Origin of the sequence: Candidatus Pantoea deserta, from assembly GCF_003813865.1 — a bacterium.
Classification (GTDB): domain Bacteria; phylum Pseudomonadota; class Gammaproteobacteria; order Enterobacterales; family Enterobacteriaceae; genus Pantoea; species Pantoea deserta.
Window position 1 is genome coordinate 18,188 of record NZ_RMVG01000016.1, and the last position, 17,035, is coordinate 35,222.

The following is a 17,035-nucleotide window of genomic DNA, read 5'->3' on the forward strand; positions in this document are numbered from 1 at the left end:
AGTACCAATAGTAAGAGTATGAAAAAAGGAGTTGTTAAGCCGGAGAAGCAGAACCTTCTCCGGCATACGGCCTGAGCTAGCGCATATCCCTGAGGGTAAACTGAGGTCCCGTCATATCCAGCCCCTCTGGTGGAGATAATCAGTTACAAGCCTGGCGATCTGCTGATTATTTTTATCGGCAAATGCAAAGTGTGTGTTTCCGTGAATACCGATGTCCGGCAGATTAATCAGCGTTGCATGGCCGCCGTGACGGTTAATTGTGTCAACAAACTGCTGCGCCCGCAGCTTGTTCACCCGCCAGAGTTCAACACCAAAGATGGTGCTCTCTTTATCGGTAATGTTATCGCCCAGAATGACCAGGACGGGCATGCGGGTAAGCTCAGTAAACTGCCCGGCCGGTACCAGCTGAGGTGCATTTGCCTTGGCCACGAAATTCATTTTTGTGACGATGTCAGCGGGCGCATCACTATCCGGAAACGCAAATTCACCCGGTTCAAAGGCCACGATCGCTTTAACCTGGCCCGGAGCCGCCATGGCCGTTGCCCATCCGTATTGCCCGCTGAATGAGTGGGTCATCAGGACGGCAGGGCCGGTATCGTGTAACAGCTGCGCCCCGGTTTTACCCATGAAATCGCGGGTGGCCTTATCCGGAAAAGGCTCCTCACCCGTGTTTGGTGTCTGCCAGCGCATGAACTGCTCAACCGAAGCTGGATCCTGCGGGAACTGCGAGTTTTTGAATACACCGGCCTTGCCGGGCGGTATCCAGGGACCAATGCGGAATGTATTCCAGGCCATTGATTCTTTATGATCTGTTGGCACTGCAGAGGCAGTGACGACCGCATCGGTTCTGCCTGCACGTCCGCGACGGGGCTGGTCAATAATCACCACAGGCCAGTGGGCACGCGTGAAAATCTGCCAGAAACCGTCCCGGCCGTCGGCAGTTGTTTCCCAACTTTTGCCTGATTCACCGCCACCATGCCACATAATTACCGGGTATCTCCGACTCTCGGTCGGTATGTAATACTGCGCATAGCCATGATCGCCATGGAAGGTATCACCATCTTCGTCTGTTTTTGTTATTCCGCCAAACATAAAGCTGCCCATATCATTCAGCACGATTGGCGCTTTATTTGTCGTTACGGGCCGGGCGGGTCCTGCGGACCAGCCGAATGAGAGCGGCAGGCTAATCGCAAGCGCACAGAGAAAAAATCGTTTTATTTTCATCGTATTCTCAGAGATAAAGTGACAACGAGGGATGACATCAGATATCGAAGCGTACGCCAGCGATATTTCTGATGCGTTCAGGATCCGTGTGTGAATGGAAGCAGCTGACGCCAGTATCCATCCCTTTAATAAGACCGACCTCAGACGCAGTCAGCTCGAAGTCGAACACATCAATATTCTGTGCCATTCGCGCGGGATTCACCGATTTTGGTATGACCACAACATTACGTTGTATAAGCCAGCGCAGCACTATCTGAGCAACGCTTTTCCCGTATTTCTCACCCAGGTTCAGCAAGGATGGCAACTGGAACAGGTTGTTTCGCCCTTCCGCAAATGATGCCCAGGACTGCGGTTGTATGCCGTTTTCCTGCATGAAGGCAACATTCTCATGCTGCTGGTAAAAGGGGTTGATTTCGACCTGATTTACGGCCGGTGCCACGCGGCTGAAGACAGTCAGATCGGTCAGTCTGTCGGGAGAAAAGTTACTGACACCAATACTGCGCAGGATCTGGCTGTCGTACTTTTCTTCCATCGCACGCCAGCTGCCAAAGACATCCGAATAAGGCTGATGAATGAGATACAGATCAAGATAATCAAGTTCGAGACGCTCAAGAGAACGGTCAATAGCCCTCAGGGTGTGGCTATACCCCATATCCTGTACCCACACTTTTGTTGTAATGAAAAGCTCTTCACGTGGCACGCCGCTACGCCTGATAGCCCGGCCTACGGCTTCCTCATTCTGATATGCCGCAGCGGTGTCAATAAGACGGTATCCTGCATCGATTGCGGCCAGAACGGCGTCTTCACACTCACCGGCATCGTTAATCTGGTAAACGCCAAAACCCAGCTGTGGCATACGCTTACCGGAATTCAGTTTCAGGTAGTTCATGGTAGGTTTTCCTTAAAGCCGCAGGCTGGCGACTGATGAGTGAAGTAAACAGAACTTAAACTCTCTGGATGGCTGATCCCGTGAGAACAAGCGGACACTGGAGCCGTTTTCCCTGTTGATCAGGGTTGCTATAGTAAACTTTTAATGTTAGATAATTAATAATCAAAAATTGCATTCACTTTATTAAAAGTCGCATGGATCCTTTATCAGATGTATTAACTCTGCTTTCAGCAAAAAGCTATACGACCTCCGGACTCAGGGCACCGGCCGGATGGGGGCTGCATTATCCGGGCTTTGACGGACTTAAGTTTTTTGCCGTTCAGGAAGGCTCAGCGCGTTTTCGGGCTGATGACAGTGATGAATGGATAACCCTCAGGAAGGGTGACGGAATTATCCTCACCCGCGCATGCAGTTTTTCCGTAACGACATCTGACGGAGCGGTACAAGCTGAGTCGAACCAGACTCCCTTTGAACTCAGGGAAGGGCTTGCAGACTACGGCGGTGATGCACTCATCATGATTGCCGGAAAAATGGAAATTGATAAAACGTCGGCCAGTTTATTACTGAGTGAACTGCCGGTAGTCATCCGGATATTTTCAGATGATGACAGTACCTCTGTTTTTACCTGGATAATGAATTATATAAAAACAGAAAAAGCATCACAGCTTCCCGGTTCAGTGGTGGTTACCGACTACCTCATGCACCTGATGATGATCGAAGGAATTCGGCGCGGTGTGGCACAGGCTGTTGATACCGGGCAGGGCTGGATGAAATCTTTCAGCGATCAACGAATAGCGCGCGTACTGACCGCAATACATCAGCGTCCGGGCAATAACTGGCGCTTACCTGAACTCGCCGGAATAGCCGGTATGTCACGGGCGGGATTCCTGCGACGATTCGCTCAGCTGACCGGTACTACCCCGCTTAAGTATCTTACGGAATGGCGTATGCATGTGGCCAGTAAAGCACTCAGAACGTCATCTGAATCGGTGAAAGCTATCGGACTGTCACTGGGTTACGGCTCAGAAAGTGCCTTCAGCACCGCTTTCAAAAGGATTTACGGATGCTCACCCACAGAACATCGCAGTCTGAAGCATGAAAGCACTTAAAAACTCAGCAGGAAATAAGCAAGCAGAACTCTGGCTGTAACATTACAAAGGAATACTTTCGTGCGGAGTCAGCGCAAAACGATCTTCAGATAATCTTTTGCCCAAATCAGCCAATCTCATTATGCTGTGTCTGCTTTTCGCTCATAGCGGACCTTCATCTTCAAGCAGTCGCTTTCTTCAATACACGGAGTTCGAGCCCCCCCTACCCGCCCCGGAACCCCTTGGGTATTGAGTAATCCATCTCAGCCACCAGAGTGAAGTCTCGTCGTTCTCTGAAGCGCTTTGAGGCAAGCTGTCTACGTCCTTTTTCAACATAACGAGCCAGTTTCATCTCCCACTGGCTCTGATAGTGCGCCACGTTTTCTGCCATCCAGTAATGCACGAAATCAGCCAGCTGCAGCCTGTCAGGATGACAGGAAATTTTTATGCCTATACGGCTGGCAGTTTCAATAAACGCTGGTGAAGGCTGCCACTCGTCAAACATGACGAACTTATGCTCTGGAGGTTCTGAAGTAGTGGCAGAGTGGCTAACCTGGGCCGGGGGAATTTGCTGCGGCGCATAACGCTGTGTAACACCTGTGGCGTTACGTTGCATCAGTGCTGATGCGTTACACCGCGTTACGGTAGCGTTATGCCTGGGCGTTACGCTTTGTGTAACATAACGCGTTACGCCATCATCCTGGTTAGCCTGCAGCTGAATGGACTTGATTAATGCCTCCGCATCAGCACCCTGCACTGCATTAACCCTTGTGCCACAAGGCTTAGCGGCTCAGTAGCCTTAAAGTTATCCACAGAGTGACTGGAAAATTCTCGCGCGCGATATGTGTTGTTTTAGTTTTTATGTGTTGTTTTGGATCTTAAATAACTAAAACACGCGTAACGCGTTACGCCCGGCGTGACGTTACGCGTTACGGTCTGCGTTACGGCTGGAGCGTTAGGCGTTACGCCTTGCGTAATGCTTTTGTGCGAACGTTTTCTCGCTCTGTAACGCCGCTGCCGTTCAGCTGCTGAAGACTTTTTGAAGCAACTACCACCCTGTCATCGTAATCCGTCTTCAGGATGACACAGTGCTCATCAGCATCGTAGACGGCCCACCCGACTGAGGCCATCGCCTCCCCGAATCCAGAAAACTCAGCCAGTACATCCAGGTAACTGAGATCGACGTTACGGAACACACCGTCACTGGTGTGCTCACTGGCGGCGCTCCATATAAGCAGTAATGCCGTGCCAGTAACGCAGCGCGTAACTTTACGTGTTAGCAGTTCGCCGCGTTGTCCGCCAACAGACACATCAACACCTGCACCTCCATTCGCTGGACTTTCCAGCAGCGCAGCGATTTCATTCACCTTGGGATGCGTCTTCAGAGAAGCGCTCATTTTGATCCAGTTACCGGCCATGCTAATCCTTCACACAACGTGCCACCGTTTGCACGTACGGCGGCTGATGACTTAATTTTTACGCCTTAATTAAGCTGGTCTGCGCTGAGCTCCTGACTGTTGGTGCAGTCAGGGGCTTTTTCATTGGTACGCTCAAGCTCGCTTTCTGCAAATTTGATAGCAACAGTAAGCAGCCAGCGATACTGGTCGAGGGGCACTTTCATTTCGCCTCTTAGAGCAAAGTTTTCCACCCCGCTTGCAGCCAGGGTTTCCATGATTTCTGGGTACTTCGCAGTTCGTCGAAGTACCGTTGAATCTGAAACCCTTAGCCGGCGGGCTACTTCTGTCTGACGAGTTTTCAGCAAAGCTCTCTGAGCAGTAGCCAACAGATGCTGACTTGATTTCCAGTAATGAATCGCCACGGGTTTAACAGACACCTCTGAGTATTTCATTTATTCAGCCTCACGTCGAAATAGACGCAAACCCGGCTCTGTCACCCCAGAAAATATTACCCAGGCATTTGCCCGCGCGCGCATGCGCTGTGGCCTGGACACAGGCGCCAATCCACCGACCTTTCATGAAATTCGAAGTCTCTCCGGGCGCCTGTATGAGACCAGAAATGGCGAAGCATTCGCGCAGCGTCTGCTCGGTCACAAGAACCTGTCGATGACCAAAAGTACCTCGATCCCCGAGGGGACGAATACGTGCTGGTTTAAGCCATATAGAGGTTTTCGGACAAATTTCGGACAGGCGAAAATTTGACCTTGCAAATCATGCCGTTATGGATATGCTATATACAAACCATATACGTTTTATATAGAGCCAACATGGGCATTGTTAAAATATCCGATTTAATGCATGAAAATCTGCGCCTTGCCAGTCAGGCAATGAGTCGTTCGATCAACTCACAGGCCGAACACTGGCTCAAACTGGGCATGCTGGCGGAGCTGTATCCGCAGTTTACCCAGCAGGAGCTGGCGCAGATGCTGATACGCGTCGAGCTGGAAAACGGCAGCGATCTGCGACAGTTAGTTCTCTCGCCTGCTCAGACGACACAAGGAGAAGTGCAATGAAGCGCAGCGTCAAGATCCATACTCCGCAACAGATCGAACAGGCGCGCGCGGCAGGTCATGCCGCCGCTCAGGTGCTGGCGATGATCGCCCCGCATGTGCAGCCCGGCATGACAACGGAACAGCTGGATAACCTGTGCCACGATTTTATCGTCAACGAGCTAAAGGTTATCCCCGCCAATATCGGCTATCAGGGGTACACGCGCACCACCTGCACCTCGGTGAATCATGTGGTGTGTCACGGCATCCCCTCAACAAAGACGCTGAAAAAAGGCGACATCATCAATATCGACATCGGCATCATCAAAGAGGGCTGGTATGGCGACACCAGCCGCATGTACTTTGTCGGCGAACCCTCAGTACGCGCCCGACGGCTGGTGGATATCACCTACCAGGCAATGGCGGCAGGTATTCACCGCGTGAAGCCGGGCGCCACGCTGGGCGATATTGGCGCAGCCATCCAGCGCGTCGCGGAAGGGGCGGGTTTTTCCGTAGTGCGCGAATATTGCGGTCACGGCGTTGGCCAGATCTATCACGACGAGCCGCAGGTTTTGCATTACGGCACGCCAGGGGAAGGGCTGGTGCTCCAGCCTGGAATGATTTTTACCATTGAGCCAATGATCAACGCCGGTAAAGCAGGCACCAGCGTCCTGTCTGACGGCTGGACGGTGGTGACAAAGGATCGTTCGCTCTCCGCACAGTGGGAGCATACGGTAGCCGTAACCGAAAACGGCTTTGATCTGCTGACGCCCTGGCCGGACGGAACCGGGGATTATCCGACGATTTAAATCAGGCGGAGTCGCGCACGATAACGTCAAAGCCGATGTCTTTTAGCGGCTCAGGCACCGCCTTGCCCGACAGCCGCGCCAGTAACGCGCGCACTGTGGTAATAGCCGAACAGCGCGCGGCGGCAAAGCCGATCACCGCGACATCCTGCGGCACGCGCAGTCCGCGCGCCGCCGCCTTAGTCAGTGCGCCCTACTGCACACCACCACATCGACCGCTGAGGGATTCAACGTGGCAAAAGCGTCGCGCCCGTCCTGCATGGAGGCAGGTAGCGGCACGGCAATCTGCGCCTGAACGTCAAGATGCTGCTGGCTTAGCGTAGTGATTAATCCCCGGCGGCGCGCCACGGGCGCAAGCTGGCGCCGCACCTGGCGATGGACATTCACCTGCATCTTGCCGCCGCCTACCCCATCGAGCCGTAGCTGGAGCATATTGAGTGGCTCCACCCGCTGTTTAACGAGCAGCTCAGGCTGCGTGATGGCAGCATGTGGATTTTTGACCGGCCTGGGCTGGGATTCAGCCTGAGCGAGCAGGCAAGGAGGTGAACGGTGCTGAGCAGCGAAGCGGGCAAGCGGCCCTGACCGCCGGACAAATCGTCCGCATAGTAGAGAGGCGGTGACGCGCGTCCGTCCGGGCGGCCTGAACCGCTATCCGGCATCTGCGCGTCAGGCCGGCCGCCAGAGATGGACGCCGTTCCGACCGCTGCGCTTGACCTGGTAAAGCGCATCGTCAGCGTGACGCAGCCAGTGGTGAATAGAGTCCGCCTGGCTGGCAGGCGCGATGCCGATACTGACGGTACAGGAGAAGTCGGCCGAGGCGGGCAGGCGCAGCTGAGCAATTCTCGCCTTCAGGGTTTGCGCCAGCGCCAGGATGGAGGCGTCCTGCGCATCGCGCACGATGACGCACAGCTCATCGCCGCCAAAGCGCGCCGGAATATCTTCCAGCCCGACGCTGTCACGCAGCAGCGCCGATATCTCCGCCAGCAGAAAATCCCCGGCCTCATGACCAAAGCTGTCGTTAACCGCTTTAAAATGATCGACGTCGATCAGCATCAGCCAGGCCGCGCTTTCGCCGCGCCGGGTACGCAGAAACTCGCTCTCCAGCCGACGCTCGAACAGACGCCGGTTAGGGATCTTCAGGCCTGGGTCCATCAGCGCAATACGTTCCAGCTCCCGGTTTTTCAGGCGCAGGCTCAGCGTCAGATTATAAGACACCACGCTAAGCGCCAGCATGTAGAAGGTGGCGAGCGGCAATGTCAGCCAGACGGTACGCGTGCTGAAGCTCATCGTCAGCGGCATGCCTTTCAGCCCCCATACCAGCACAAAGGCGACAAAAAAAGCCTGGAGCGCGGCGACCAGCTGCGCCCAGCCGCCCGCGGCATAACGGTCGGCTATCAGGATCGCCATAATAATAAAAGAGGGCACCGGACTGAGCGCCATCATCGCCACCCACGCCCCGCCAAATGCCGCATCCAGCGTCAGGCTGGTGCGCTCGCGTCCGGTAGGATCGTCAGAAGCCAGCGCGATTCGCCAGGCGGCATAGGGCCAGGCAAAGGCATTAATAAACAGCAGCGCACAGGGGATCGGGCCGCAGCCCGACTCCATTAACACCGACAAAATCGGATAGAAACAGAGAATGGTGCCGAGCTGCCGCATAACGAACATACGCCTGACGAACCGCGTCGAGCGTAACTTTAAGTGACTGTCATCAGGGGAATAATAATTCATTAAACCAGTTGAGAGAGACGGTAGTGTTAGCGCAGTGTATCGGGATTTGATTTAAATCGGGGGATTTTTTTAGGAATTTTCACCTTGCGCAACAGGTTTCTTTAAGAAAGTTATTCAGCGCCCGCCATACCTTTTCCACTGGCAAAAAAACCTAAGCCTGTCAGCAGATAACCTTTGCCGGATTCGTTATTACCGCTTTTATCAATTGAAATTTAGTCTGTTTTCTTTTTCACCGGGAAAAGAGATATGAAAAAGCTAGTTTTAACGCTCTGCTTCGCCGCCTTTGCCTCGCAGGCAGCCGCCACAGAGCTGGTGGTGGGCGATCAAAAGGGCAACGCGCGGGCGGTAATGGAAGCCGCAGGCCAGCTCAGCAATCTGCCTTATGAGGTGAAGTGGTACGAGTTTCCCAATGCCGCGCCGCTGCTGGAATCTCTTAACGCCAGCCATCTGGATGCCGGTCTGGTGGGAGACGGTCCGCTCTCCTTCGCCGTGGCGTCCGGCGCGACCATCAAAGCCATTCAGGCCTCGCAGTATCTCGGCAATGCTATCATCGTGAAAAAAGGCAGCAGCATCAAAAATGCCGCCGATCTGAAAGGAAAAAAGATCGCCACGGTAAAAGGCTCGTCGGGTCAAAACCTGGTGTTTAACGCGCTGAGCAAGGCAGGTCTGCCTGCCGACAGCGTACACTTTGTTTTTACCACGCCGGCGGAAGCGACGCTGGCGCTGGATAACGGCGCGGTGGATGCGGTGGCGACCTGGGAACCCTATGTCTCCTTTGCGCTGGCCCAGTCGGGCGCGGAAATCGCGGTCGACGGCGACGCCTTCCCGGTCTCTAACTACCTGGTCGCCACCGACCGCGCCATCGCGGACAAGCGGCCGGCGCTACAGGATTTTCGCCAGCGACTGATCCGCGCGCGCGAATGGGGCGTGGCGCACCCGCAGGCCTACGCTGAGGGTATCGCGAAGCTATTGCGTCTGCCGGATGCGGTGGCGCTGAGTAAAGTAAAGCGTGAAAACAATGCCCCGGTAGGCGATGTGGCCCTTGTGCGGCAGCGCCAGCAGGCCGCTATCGATACCTTTACGCAAAGCGGGCTGATCAAGCCGGGACTAAAGGCCGACGCCGTTATCGACGCCAGCTTTTTTGCTCAGCCTTAAGGGGGTGCGATAATGATGAACCTTGCACTCTATCTTGACGCCGGTATCCACCAGGGCGGCTGGCGACATCCTGACGCGGTGTCCAGCGGCGGCACGAACTGGCCGCTGTTTCGCCGTATCGCTCAGCAGGCCGAAGCCGCAAAGCTGGATATGATTTTCGTCGCCGATAAGCTGGCGATCGACGATATTTACGGCGGCGATCTCAGCGCCACCGTGCGCAGCCGTCCGCAGGGCTGGTCGGAGCCGCTGACGCTACTGGCCGCGCTGGCCGTCGTTACCGATCGCATCGGGCTGGGCGGCACGGTCTCCTCCTCCTACTCGCTGCCCTACACCACTGCGCGCCAGCTGGCGAATATCGACCATCTCAGCGGCGGGCGCGCGGCGTGGAATCTCGTCACCTCCGTCAGCGACGCCGAGGCGCGCAACTTTGGCCGTGACAGCCACTTTTCTCATGCCGAGCGCTATCAACGCGCCGTCGAATTTATCGACCTGATGAAAAAGCTGTGGGACAGTTTCGACGATGACGCCATCGTGATCGACAAGGCCAGCGCGGAATTTGCCCGACCCGATGGCTTCCGCTATCTCAACCACCATGAAACCTTTTTCGACGTGCGCGGGCCGCTCAACATTCCCCGTCCGCCGCAGGGCTATCCGGTGGTAATTCAGGCTGGCGTATCGGACGCGTTTATCGATCTGGCCGCCCGGCATGCTGAAGTGCTGTTCGTGGTTCAGCCGGACCAGCAGCGCGCGCAGCGTTTTTATCAGACGCTGAAAAGCAAAGCGCAGCAGTCAGGCCGCGCGCCGGATCAACTGCGCATTCTGCCCGGTATCGTACCGGTTCTGGCCGACACGCGCGCCGCGGCGCAGGAGAAGGATCGCTACCTTAAGTCGCTGATAACTGCGGAGTCGGCGCTGAGCTTTATGTCTGCCAGCATGAACCACGACCTGGCGCAGTATCCGCTGGACGGTCCCACGCCGGATCTGCGTCACGCCATCACCGGCAGTGTAGGACGCTTTCAGTATGTCATTGAGCAGGCCATTGAAGAGAAACTTACGCTGGGGGAGATGGCGATTCGCTATGCCGAGAGCCTGTCGTTTCCGTCACCGGTCGGCACGCCTGACGACATAGCCGCCATGATGACAGAGTGGTATCGCAGCGGAGCCTGTGACGGCTTTGTGGTGCTGCCGACCTATCTCGAAGCCAGCGGCAATCTGTTCCTGGAAGAGGTGGTGCCGCGCCTGCAACGCGCCGGCGTTTTTCGCAAAGACTATCCGGCAGGCACGCTGCGCGACACCCTGGGTCTGGCGCGCCCGGAGAATGCGCTGCGGTAAGTTTTTGAAAGAAGTGTAAATCGGCTATCGCGACTGGGGCTGACATGCTAAATAAAGCGTTTTTACGCGGAGGCTGACATGTCAGCATATTTACTGGTTTCACTGATGGCGCTGTGCATCGCGCTGGGATTTTTAATCGCTGGCGTGAAGCGTCAGCAGAAAAACCTGCTGACGCGCGCGGGCGTTTACGCGGTAGTGGCTGTGGTGCTGTTGATTCTGGGCCTGGCGCTAAATTAGTTGAGCAGGCGGGTATAAATATCGAAGCTCTCGTCGTCAAAACAGACCACAGTGACGCACGCCAGCATCGGGTTGTCCGCCAGCGCGTCGCGAATCGACTCCAGCGCGATCTCAGCCGCCCGCTTTTTCGGAAAGCGATAGATGCCGGTGCTGATGTTGGGAAAGGCCAGGGTTTTGATGCCGTGCTGCTGCGCCAGACGAAAGCAGCTCTGATAGGCGCGTTTCAGAAGTTCGGCTTCGTTCTGGCTGCCGCCGTTCCAGACCGGTCCCACCGTGTGGATCACATAGCGCGCGGGCAGCTTACCGCCGGTGGTGATCACCGCATCGCCGGTATCACAGCCGCCCTGACGATTGCGGATCTTTTTGCACTCTTCCAGAATCTCCGGACCGCCTGCCCGGTGAATCGCGCCGTCTACGCCGCCGCCGCCCAGCAGCGAGCTGTTCGCCGCATTGACGATAGCGTCAACGTCGATCTTAGTAATATCGCCTGCTACCAGCTTTATCTTGTGTTGCATCCGGGTCTCCTTGTGCTTTTCCTTAAGTCTAGCCGCGCAGGATAAATGCGACTGCGGCGCAGGCAGAAGATTTACTGTGACGGCAGCGAATAGCGTGACGCCGGCGCAATTTCACTGATAAGCCTGTTGTCCAGCATATAACGCGCAAAATCCTGATAGCGCGCCGCGTCAAACTTTCCGGCGTCGCGGGCAAACAGCGGCAGCGTTGCCTGCCAGGCCTGATGGTTGAGCGGCGTATTCAGCTCCGGATAGGTCTGGATAAACGCCTTCCAGACTTTTTCTGGCTGAGCGCGCAAATAAGACACGCCCTCGTTCAGCCCATGCAAAAATTTAGCGATGCGCGCATCCTTCGCGGCCGTTGCGGCGTTGGCCAGCAGGATCAGCTCATCATAAGCGGGCACCCCGTGTTCTTCCGGTTTAAAGGTCAGCGTCTCTGCGCCCTGCTGTTTCAGCTCCAGCAGTTCATAGTTACGATAGATCGTCATCGCGCCGTCAATTTTATGGCTGAGCAGCGCCGAGGCGGCATCCATATTCAGATTTATCAGCCTGACCTTAGACGTATCCACACCGGCGGATTTCAGCATGGTCTGAATAGCCACATCCTCGAACCCCGGAATAGCATAGCCCAGGGTTTTACCCTCGAAATCGGCGAGCTGATGGATATTGCTGCTCTTCAGGGTGGTGAGCGTATTCAGCGGCTGGTCGATCAGCGTGCCGATGCGGATCACCGGCACGGCTTTATCCACCAGCGTATAAAGCTGGGGCTGATAGCTCACGGCGATGTCAGCCTTGCCTGCGGCCAGCAGCAGCGGCACGGAAGCCGAGTCCGCAGGCGCGATCATCTCCACATCCAGCCCTTGCCGCGCGAAGGCCCCGCTCTCTTTGGCCGCGAAGATGGCCGCATGGTTGGGATTAACGAACCAGTCGAGCAGCAGCCTGACCCTTTCGGCCGCCAGCGCGGGGGCAGTCGCTAACAGCAGGGCCAGCATCAGCACTATTTTTTTCACAGTCATTCCTTATGAGGAGTAAAGAAAGCGGCGGCGCAACAGCGCGACAACGCCGGATAACAGCAGCGCCAGCAGCATTAACAGCGCCAGCGCAGCAAAGCTCAGCGGGGTTTCCAGCCGCGCGCTGGCATGCATCATCAGATAGCCCAGCCCTTCGCTCGCCCCTACCCACTCGCCAATCACCACGCCGACTGGCGCCAGGATGGCCGCCATTTGCAGGCCGGAAAAAAAGTACGGCAGCGCGGCGGGCCAGCGCACATGCAAAAACTGGCGCAGACGCGACCGGTTCATGGTATGCGCCAGCTCCAGCCAGCCGGGCGGGGTGCGGCACAGGCCGTCGAACAGCGACAAACAGAGCGGGAAAAAGATAATCAGCGCCGCCACCACCACCTTAGAGGCGACGCCGAAGCCCAGCCACAGCACCAGCAGCGGGGCTAAGGCGAATACCGGAATCGTCTGGCTGGCGGCCACCAGCGGAAACAGCAGGCGACGCAGCAGCGGACTGGCGGCCATCGCCAGCGCCAGCGTCACCCCCGCGCCGCCGCCCAGCAGCAGCGCCAGCGCCATCTCCCCCAGCGTGTAGAGCGCGTGATGGGCCAGCAAAGCATGCTGCTGTATTAGGGCCTGGCCGACCGCTGCGGGCGAAGGCAGCAGAAAGGCGGGCGCTCCGCTGTGGCGCGCCAGCTGCCACGCGCCGCCAAGCACCGCCAGCAGGTAAGCCAGACTGAGAAAGCGATGTTTAATCATGATGAAGTTCCTGGAAAAGCTTGCTTTGTGCCTGCAACACCCTGACGTCCTGCGCAGCGCGCGGCACGTCACCGTCGGGCGCAGGAAACGCACGGCAGCGCAGCGGCCTGTCCTCCAGCAGATAAATATCATGCGCCAGGCGGCACGCTTCCAGCGGATCGTGCGTGACCAGCAGCAGCGTTTTGTCACGCAGCAGTTGCGCCGTCAGATTTTGCAGACGCAGTTTGGTCATGACGTCGAGCGTAGCGAAGGGTTCATCCATCAGTACCACCGGACGATCCTGATAAAGGGTACGCGCCAGCGCGACACGCTGACGCATTCCGCCGGAAAGCGAGTCAGGCCGGGCATCGCCCAGCCCCGCAAGTTCAACCTGCTCCAGCAGCGCCTCCGCGCGCTGCCGATCGGAGCGCAGACCGTTAAGCCGGGCCGAGAGCATGACGTTATCGCGCACCGAGAGCCAGGGATAGAGATCGTCACGCTGGCCCATCCAGGCGATCTGCTGCGCCAGGTCGCCCGCCAGCGAACTGCTGACCTGCCCCTTTTGCGGCATTGACAGGCCCGCCGTCAGCCGCAGCAGCGTACTTTTGCCGATACCGCTGCGCCCCAGCAGCGCGCTGGTTTTGCCGCCGCGCAGCTTCAGGCTGAGATGCTGGCAGATCGGCGAGCCATCCCAGCCAAAGGTCACGCTGTCAAAAATAATGGCGGGTCCGTGCGGCATCAGGCTCACGATCGCGTCGCCGCAATAATCGCCAGCCGGGCAATCCCGCGCTGCGCCAGCAGCGTCGCCGCTTTGGCAGCGCGAATGCCGCTGGCGCACACCAGCACCACGCGCCGATCGACTGGCGGCTGCCACTGTTCGATCGCCTCCGGCAGGATGCGCTCGACGGCGCTTGCGACGCTGTGCGGCGCTTCTTCGCGACTACGCAGCTCGACGATGCAGTCATCGGGGCGCAGCAGGTCGCGGTCGATAAAGGGAATAACAGGCTGCGCTGGCTCCTCTGCCTCGTCAAAGCGAAAGGCGCGGAAGTGCCACTGTCTGAAATCGCAGTTGATCAGGCTGCCGAGCGGCGAAGGCGTAAATCCCAGCAGCACGCTGAGCGCCATCTGCGCCTGCATCGCGCCCAGCGTCGCCACCGCAGGACCCATCACCCCAGCGGTATTGCAGTTGGCCGCCGACGCGGGCAAACGGGGAAACACCGCGCGGTAGCTGGGCGCAGCGCCGCAGAAACCGCCCACATAGCCCTCACGCCCCAGCACTGACGCGCTGATCAGCGGCAGGTTGCGCCGCTGACAGGCGTCGGACAGGGTATAGGTCACCGCAAAACTGTCCGCCGCGTCGATGACCAGATCGATGTCCTCCAGCGCCGCGTCCGCCGTGCTGGGGCGAAGCGCCTGCTGACGCGCGTCGACCTGGCAGTCGCGGTTACGTTCACGCAGCGCGCGCGCCGCGCACAGCGCTTTCGGCTGACCGACATCCTCCGTGGCATAGAGCGTCTGACGATGCAGATTGTGCAACTCCACAATGTCATCATCCAGGATGCGCAGATAGCCCACGCCCGCCCCCGCCAGCAACGGCAGCAGGGTCGATCCCAGCCCACCGGCCCCTGTCACCAGCACGCGCGCGGCGCGCAGTCGTTGTTGACCGGCCTCGCCAATGTCAGGCAGCATCTGCTGCCGCTGATAGCGATTCATTGTCTGCTCCTGCTAGTTAAACTGCGCCAGGCCGAACACCGGCGTGGAGGCGGCGGCCATATCGCGCCGCATCATCAGGCCCGCCTGATGCGCCTCTCGTCCCGCACGGATGGCGCTGGCAAAGGCGCCTGCCATTAATACCGGATCCTGTGCCTTTGCCACGGCGGTATTCAGCAGAACGGCATCAAACCCCAGCTCCATCGCCTGCGCCGCCTGGCTTGGCGCGCCAATACCGGCATCGATGATCAGCGGCACATCCTTAAACCAGGCGCGCAGGCTGCGCAGCCCTTCCACATTGCGTAATCCCTGACCGGAGCCGATAGGCGCTCCCCAGGGCATCAGCACTTTACAACCCGCTTCCAGCAGCTTTTCACCCACGATCAGATCTTCCGTGGTATAGGGGAAAACCTCGAAGCCGTCCGCGCAGAGAATGCGCGCCGCCTCGACCAGCGCAAAAGGATCGGGTTGCAGCGTGTCGGCATTGCCGATGACTTCCAGCTTGATCCAGGGCGTATCAAAAAGCTCGCGCGCCATACAGGCCGTTGTCACCGCCTCTTTCACGCTATGGCATCCCGCGGTATTAGGCAGCACGCGACGGTTAAGCTGGCTGAGCAGCTCACGAAAGGCCCCGCCCTGGCTGCCTTCTCGCCGCAGGCTGACGGTAATGATCTCCGCGTCGGCCGCGCAGATAGCCTGTTGTAAAATATCGGGCGACGGATAACCGGCGGTGCCAAGCAGAAAGCGCGAACGGGGAACAAAGCCGTAGAACATGGTCAGCCCCCCTGCATCGGCGACAACACTTCCAGACGGCATCCCGCCTCCAGCCGCTGAGTGTCATACTCTGCGCGCGGTAAAAACTGGCCGTTATAGGCGCTGGCGACGCAGGCCGCGTCAATCTGCCGCTCGCGCAGCAGCGCCGCGACGGTCTGCGCTTCGGTTTCCACTGTCTGACCGTTGAGTTCAATTTGCATGGTGTGCCTCCTGACTGAGCAGTTGCATAAGCTGTTGCGCCAGCGCAGGCGCAAGTAAAAAGCCGTGACGATACATGCCGTTAACGGAAAAAACGCCGTCCTGGTAGCGGACTTCCGGCACGTTGTGGCGATAGGCCGGACGTCGCCCCGTGCCGCTTTCCACAATGCGCGCCTCAGCCAGCGCCGGATGAATCGTCCAGGCGGCGCTGAGCAGCTCCATCATGGCGCGGGCGCTAATCGGGCTGGCGTCATCGCTTTCGACCATGGTGGCGCCGAGCATAAAGCAACCGCCTGGGCGCGGCACCAGATAGCAGGGAAAACGCGGATGAAGCAGGCGAATCGGTCGGGAAAAAGAGAGGTCTTCACAGTGCAGGATCAGCATTTCGCCGCGCACCGCGCGCAGTTCGGGCTGGCGGTCGGCGGCGTGGATTCCGCGACAGTCGACCAGGGTGCCGCTGGGTTTGCCGGCGTGAAAGACGACGCCGCGCGCCTCAAGGCTGGCGCGCAGCTGGCGCAGCGCGTCGCGCGGATTCAGATGCGCCTCGCCGGGAAAAAACAGACCGCGCGCAAAGCGGCCTGCCAGCTCTGGCTCCAGCTGCGCCGGATCGCGCCACTGATGCTCGCGCGTCATTTGAGCAAAGCGCGTCAGCTCCGCGCCGTCGCGCGGCGAAGCGACCACCAGGGTGCCCTGCTGTTCGACCCCCTCGATGCGCTGCGCCCACCAGCCGGCAGCGCGCTGCCCCAGTTCAATGACCTGCTCAGGCGCGCTCTCCCCTTCACAAAAGGGCGCGAGCATGCCGCCCGCCCAGTGCGACGCCGGCGTTTCGTCGCTGACGATGACTTCCAGGCTTTCACCCTGTTCTGCCAGCAGCGTGGCGACGCATAATCCGGTAACACCGCTGCCGATAACGGACCAGCGGCTCATCGCGGGTACCCGACAGACAAAAAAGACAGAGAAAGATAGCGTTTCACGTTGGCCTCGACGTTGACGACCCGTGATACGTGAAGGGAAAAAGCGGGAGCAAAAGGCATCGGCTCGCGCGGCAGGCATCTCAAAGCATCGTAGCGGCGATGAGATACGAGTCTTCCTACGCCAGTATCAACTGGGTCAGGTTCAAAGGGTCGCTAAACCGCGCGCTGCGCTATTAGCCTCTCAGTCTCTTTGGCGAGACTCCCCCGACGGCCTTTAGTTTTAGGG

23 protein-coding genes, 1 pseudogene and 1 riboswitch are annotated in these 17,035 nt (G+C 57.9%); of the genes and pseudogenes, 8 read left to right on the forward strand and 16 right to left on the reverse strand.

The genetic code is table 11. The features are described 5' to 3' along the window. Window positions 1-111: 111 nt before the first annotated feature. Together BBB56_RS17675 and BBB56_RS17680 are read right to left on the reverse strand one after the other, a co-directional pair. Window positions 112-1,224: an alpha/beta hydrolase gene (locus BBB56_RS17675; RefSeq protein ID WP_123802255.1), complete on the reverse strand. Its 1,113-nt coding sequence runs from the start codon at window positions 1,222-1,224 to the stop codon at window positions 112-114. A gap of 37 nt (window positions 1,225-1,261) precedes the next feature. Next, on the reverse strand, window positions 1,262-2,113 hold the full coding sequence (locus BBB56_RS17680; protein ID WP_123802256.1) for an aldo/keto reductase: 852 nt from the start codon (window positions 2,111-2,113) through the stop codon (window positions 1,262-1,264). Window positions 2,114-2,307: 194 nt separating this feature from the next. Between BBB56_RS17680 and BBB56_RS17685 the strand changes: the two genes are divergently transcribed. Then, entirely contained in the window at window positions 2,308-3,222 is a 915-nt protein-coding gene (locus BBB56_RS17685; RefSeq protein ID WP_123802257.1) for an AraC family transcriptional regulator, read from the forward strand. 202 nt (window positions 3,223-3,424) lie between these two features. Here the strand turns inward: BBB56_RS17685 and BBB56_RS17690 are convergent, their stop codons facing one another. The 3 genes from BBB56_RS17690 to BBB56_RS17700 all read right to left on the reverse strand — a co-directional run bounded on the left by BBB56_RS17690 (window position 3,425) and on the right by BBB56_RS17700 (window position 5,050). Next, window positions 3,425-3,817 carry a DnaT-like ssDNA-binding domain-containing protein gene (locus BBB56_RS17690; RefSeq protein ID WP_123802258.1) on the reverse strand — a complete coding sequence of 131 codons (393 nt, stop codon included), beginning with the start codon at window positions 3,815-3,817 and terminating at the stop codon, window positions 3,425-3,427. Between the two features lie 346 nt (window positions 3,818-4,163). Beyond that, on the reverse strand, window positions 4,164-4,619 hold the full coding sequence (locus BBB56_RS17695; protein ID WP_123802259.1) for a hypothetical protein: 456 nt from the start codon (window positions 4,617-4,619) through the stop codon (window positions 4,164-4,166). A 65-nt stretch (window positions 4,620-4,684) separates the two neighbouring features. After that, entirely contained in the window at window positions 4,685-5,050 is a 366-nt protein-coding gene (locus tag BBB56_RS17700; RefSeq protein ID WP_199756256.1) for a hypothetical protein, read from the reverse strand. An 82-nt stretch (window positions 5,051-5,132) separates the two neighbouring features. Between BBB56_RS17700 and BBB56_RS23815 the strand changes: the two genes are divergently transcribed. The 3 genes from BBB56_RS23815 to map all read left to right on the forward strand — a co-directional run bounded on the left by BBB56_RS23815 (window position 5,133) and on the right by map (window position 6,456). Beyond that, the gene (locus BBB56_RS23815) at window positions 5,133-5,360 is read left to right on the forward strand and encodes a site-specific integrase (protein ID WP_233593059.1); all 228 of its coding nucleotides are present in this window, start codon (window positions 5,133-5,135) and stop codon (window positions 5,358-5,360) included. A 65-nt stretch (window positions 5,361-5,425) separates the two neighbouring features. Beyond that, window positions 5,426-5,671 carry a ParD-like family protein gene (locus tag BBB56_RS17710; protein ID WP_123802260.1) on the forward strand — a complete coding sequence of 82 codons (246 nt, stop codon included), beginning with the start codon at window positions 5,426-5,428 and terminating at the stop codon, window positions 5,669-5,671. Then, a complete protein-coding gene (gene map, locus BBB56_RS17715) occupies window positions 5,668-6,456 on the forward strand; it encodes a type I methionyl aminopeptidase (protein ID WP_123802261.1) in 789 nt (262 codons plus the stop codon). Before BBB56_RS17710 ends, map begins: the two co-directional genes overlap by 4 nt. 1 nt (window position 6,457) lies before the next feature. On the opposite strand, the gene BBB56_RS23525 is transcribed toward map, so the two are convergent. Then, window positions 6,458-6,610, reverse strand: coding sequence for a hypothetical protein (locus tag BBB56_RS23525; protein WP_158673944.1), 153 nt, complete (start codon window positions 6,608-6,610; stop codon window positions 6,458-6,460). A 26-nt stretch (window positions 6,611-6,636) separates the two neighbouring features. Beyond that, window positions 6,637-6,885 (reverse strand): hypothetical protein, encoded by a 249-nt coding sequence (locus tag BBB56_RS23655; protein ID WP_199756261.1) that lies wholly within the window; start codon window positions 6,883-6,885, stop codon window positions 6,637-6,639. On the opposite strand from BBB56_RS23655, the pseudogene BBB56_RS17720 reads away from it, so the two are divergent. Further along, window positions 6,790-6,999, forward strand: a pseudogene (locus tag BBB56_RS17720) (enolase C-terminal domain-like protein); the annotation flags it as partial. The gene BBB56_RS23655 and the pseudogene BBB56_RS17720 overlap by 96 nt on opposite strands. 120 nt (window positions 7,000-7,119) lie before the next feature. Here BBB56_RS17720 and BBB56_RS17725 read toward each other — a convergent pair. Further along, window positions 7,120-8,181 carry a diguanylate cyclase gene (locus BBB56_RS17725; RefSeq protein ID WP_123802262.1) on the reverse strand — a complete coding sequence of 354 codons (1,062 nt, stop codon included), beginning with the start codon at window positions 8,179-8,181 and terminating at the stop codon, window positions 7,120-7,122. A gap of 246 nt (window positions 8,182-8,427) precedes the next feature. Between BBB56_RS17725 and BBB56_RS17730 the strand changes: the two genes are divergently transcribed. The 3 genes from BBB56_RS17730 (at window position 8,428) to BBB56_RS23530 (ending at window position 10,905) form a co-directional block, all read left to right on the forward strand. After that, window positions 8,428-9,336 (forward strand): ABC transporter substrate-binding protein, encoded by a 909-nt coding sequence (locus tag BBB56_RS17730; RefSeq protein ID WP_123802263.1) that lies wholly within the window; start codon window positions 8,428-8,430, stop codon window positions 9,334-9,336. Window positions 9,337-9,348: 12 nt separating this feature from the next. After that, entirely contained in the window at window positions 9,349-10,668 is a 1,320-nt protein-coding gene (locus tag BBB56_RS17735; RefSeq protein WP_123802264.1) for an LLM class flavin-dependent oxidoreductase, read from the forward strand. Between the two features lie 78 nt (window positions 10,669-10,746). After that, entirely contained in the window at window positions 10,747-10,905 is a 159-nt protein-coding gene (locus tag BBB56_RS23530) for a hypothetical protein (RefSeq protein WP_158673945.1), read from the forward strand. Here BBB56_RS23530 and BBB56_RS17740 read toward each other — a convergent pair. From BBB56_RS17740 to BBB56_RS17775, 8 genes are all read right to left on the reverse strand, one after another. After that, window positions 10,902-11,420, reverse strand: coding sequence for an O-acetyl-ADP-ribose deacetylase (locus tag BBB56_RS17740; protein WP_123802265.1), 519 nt, complete (start codon window positions 11,418-11,420; stop codon window positions 10,902-10,904). The two genes, BBB56_RS23530 and BBB56_RS17740, sit on opposite strands and share 4 nt — an antisense overlap. 71 nt (window positions 11,421-11,491) lie before the next feature. After that, on the reverse strand, window positions 11,492-12,427 hold the full coding sequence (locus tag BBB56_RS17745) for an ABC transporter substrate-binding protein (protein ID WP_233593060.1): 936 nt from the start codon (window positions 12,425-12,427) through the stop codon (window positions 11,492-11,494). Between the two features lie 9 nt (window positions 12,428-12,436). Then, complete coding sequence (locus BBB56_RS17750; RefSeq protein ID WP_123802267.1) at window positions 12,437-13,174, reverse strand: ABC transporter permease; 738 nt, start codon at window positions 13,172-13,174, stop codon at window positions 12,437-12,439. Continuing rightward, window positions 13,167-13,892, reverse strand: coding sequence for an ABC transporter ATP-binding protein (locus BBB56_RS17755; RefSeq protein WP_123802268.1), 726 nt, complete (start codon window positions 13,890-13,892; stop codon window positions 13,167-13,169). Before BBB56_RS17755 ends, BBB56_RS17750 begins: the two co-directional genes overlap by 8 nt. Before the next feature lie 5 nt (window positions 13,893-13,897). Continuing rightward, entirely contained in the window at window positions 13,898-14,866 is a 969-nt protein-coding gene (locus BBB56_RS17760) for a HesA/MoeB/ThiF family protein (RefSeq protein ID WP_123802269.1), read from the reverse strand. 12 nt (window positions 14,867-14,878) lie between these two features. Beyond that, a complete protein-coding gene (locus tag BBB56_RS17765; RefSeq protein WP_123802342.1) occupies window positions 14,879-15,637 on the reverse strand; it encodes a thiazole synthase in 759 nt (252 codons plus the stop codon). A 2-nt stretch (window positions 15,638-15,639) separates the two neighbouring features. Beyond that, complete coding sequence (gene thiS / locus BBB56_RS17770; protein ID WP_123802270.1) at window positions 15,640-15,837, reverse strand: sulfur carrier protein ThiS; 198 nt, start codon at window positions 15,835-15,837, stop codon at window positions 15,640-15,642. Beyond that, window positions 15,827-16,762, reverse strand: a complete 936-nt coding sequence (locus tag BBB56_RS17775) for an FAD-dependent oxidoreductase (RefSeq protein WP_123802271.1) — start codon at window positions 16,760-16,762, stop codon at window positions 15,827-15,829. The genes thiS and BBB56_RS17775 overlap by 11 nt, the downstream gene beginning before the upstream one ends. A gap of 143 nt (window positions 16,763-16,905) precedes the next feature. Continuing rightward, a riboswitch (TPP riboswitch) is annotated at window positions 16,906-17,025 on the reverse strand. Window positions 17,026-17,035 lie beyond the last annotated feature (10 nt).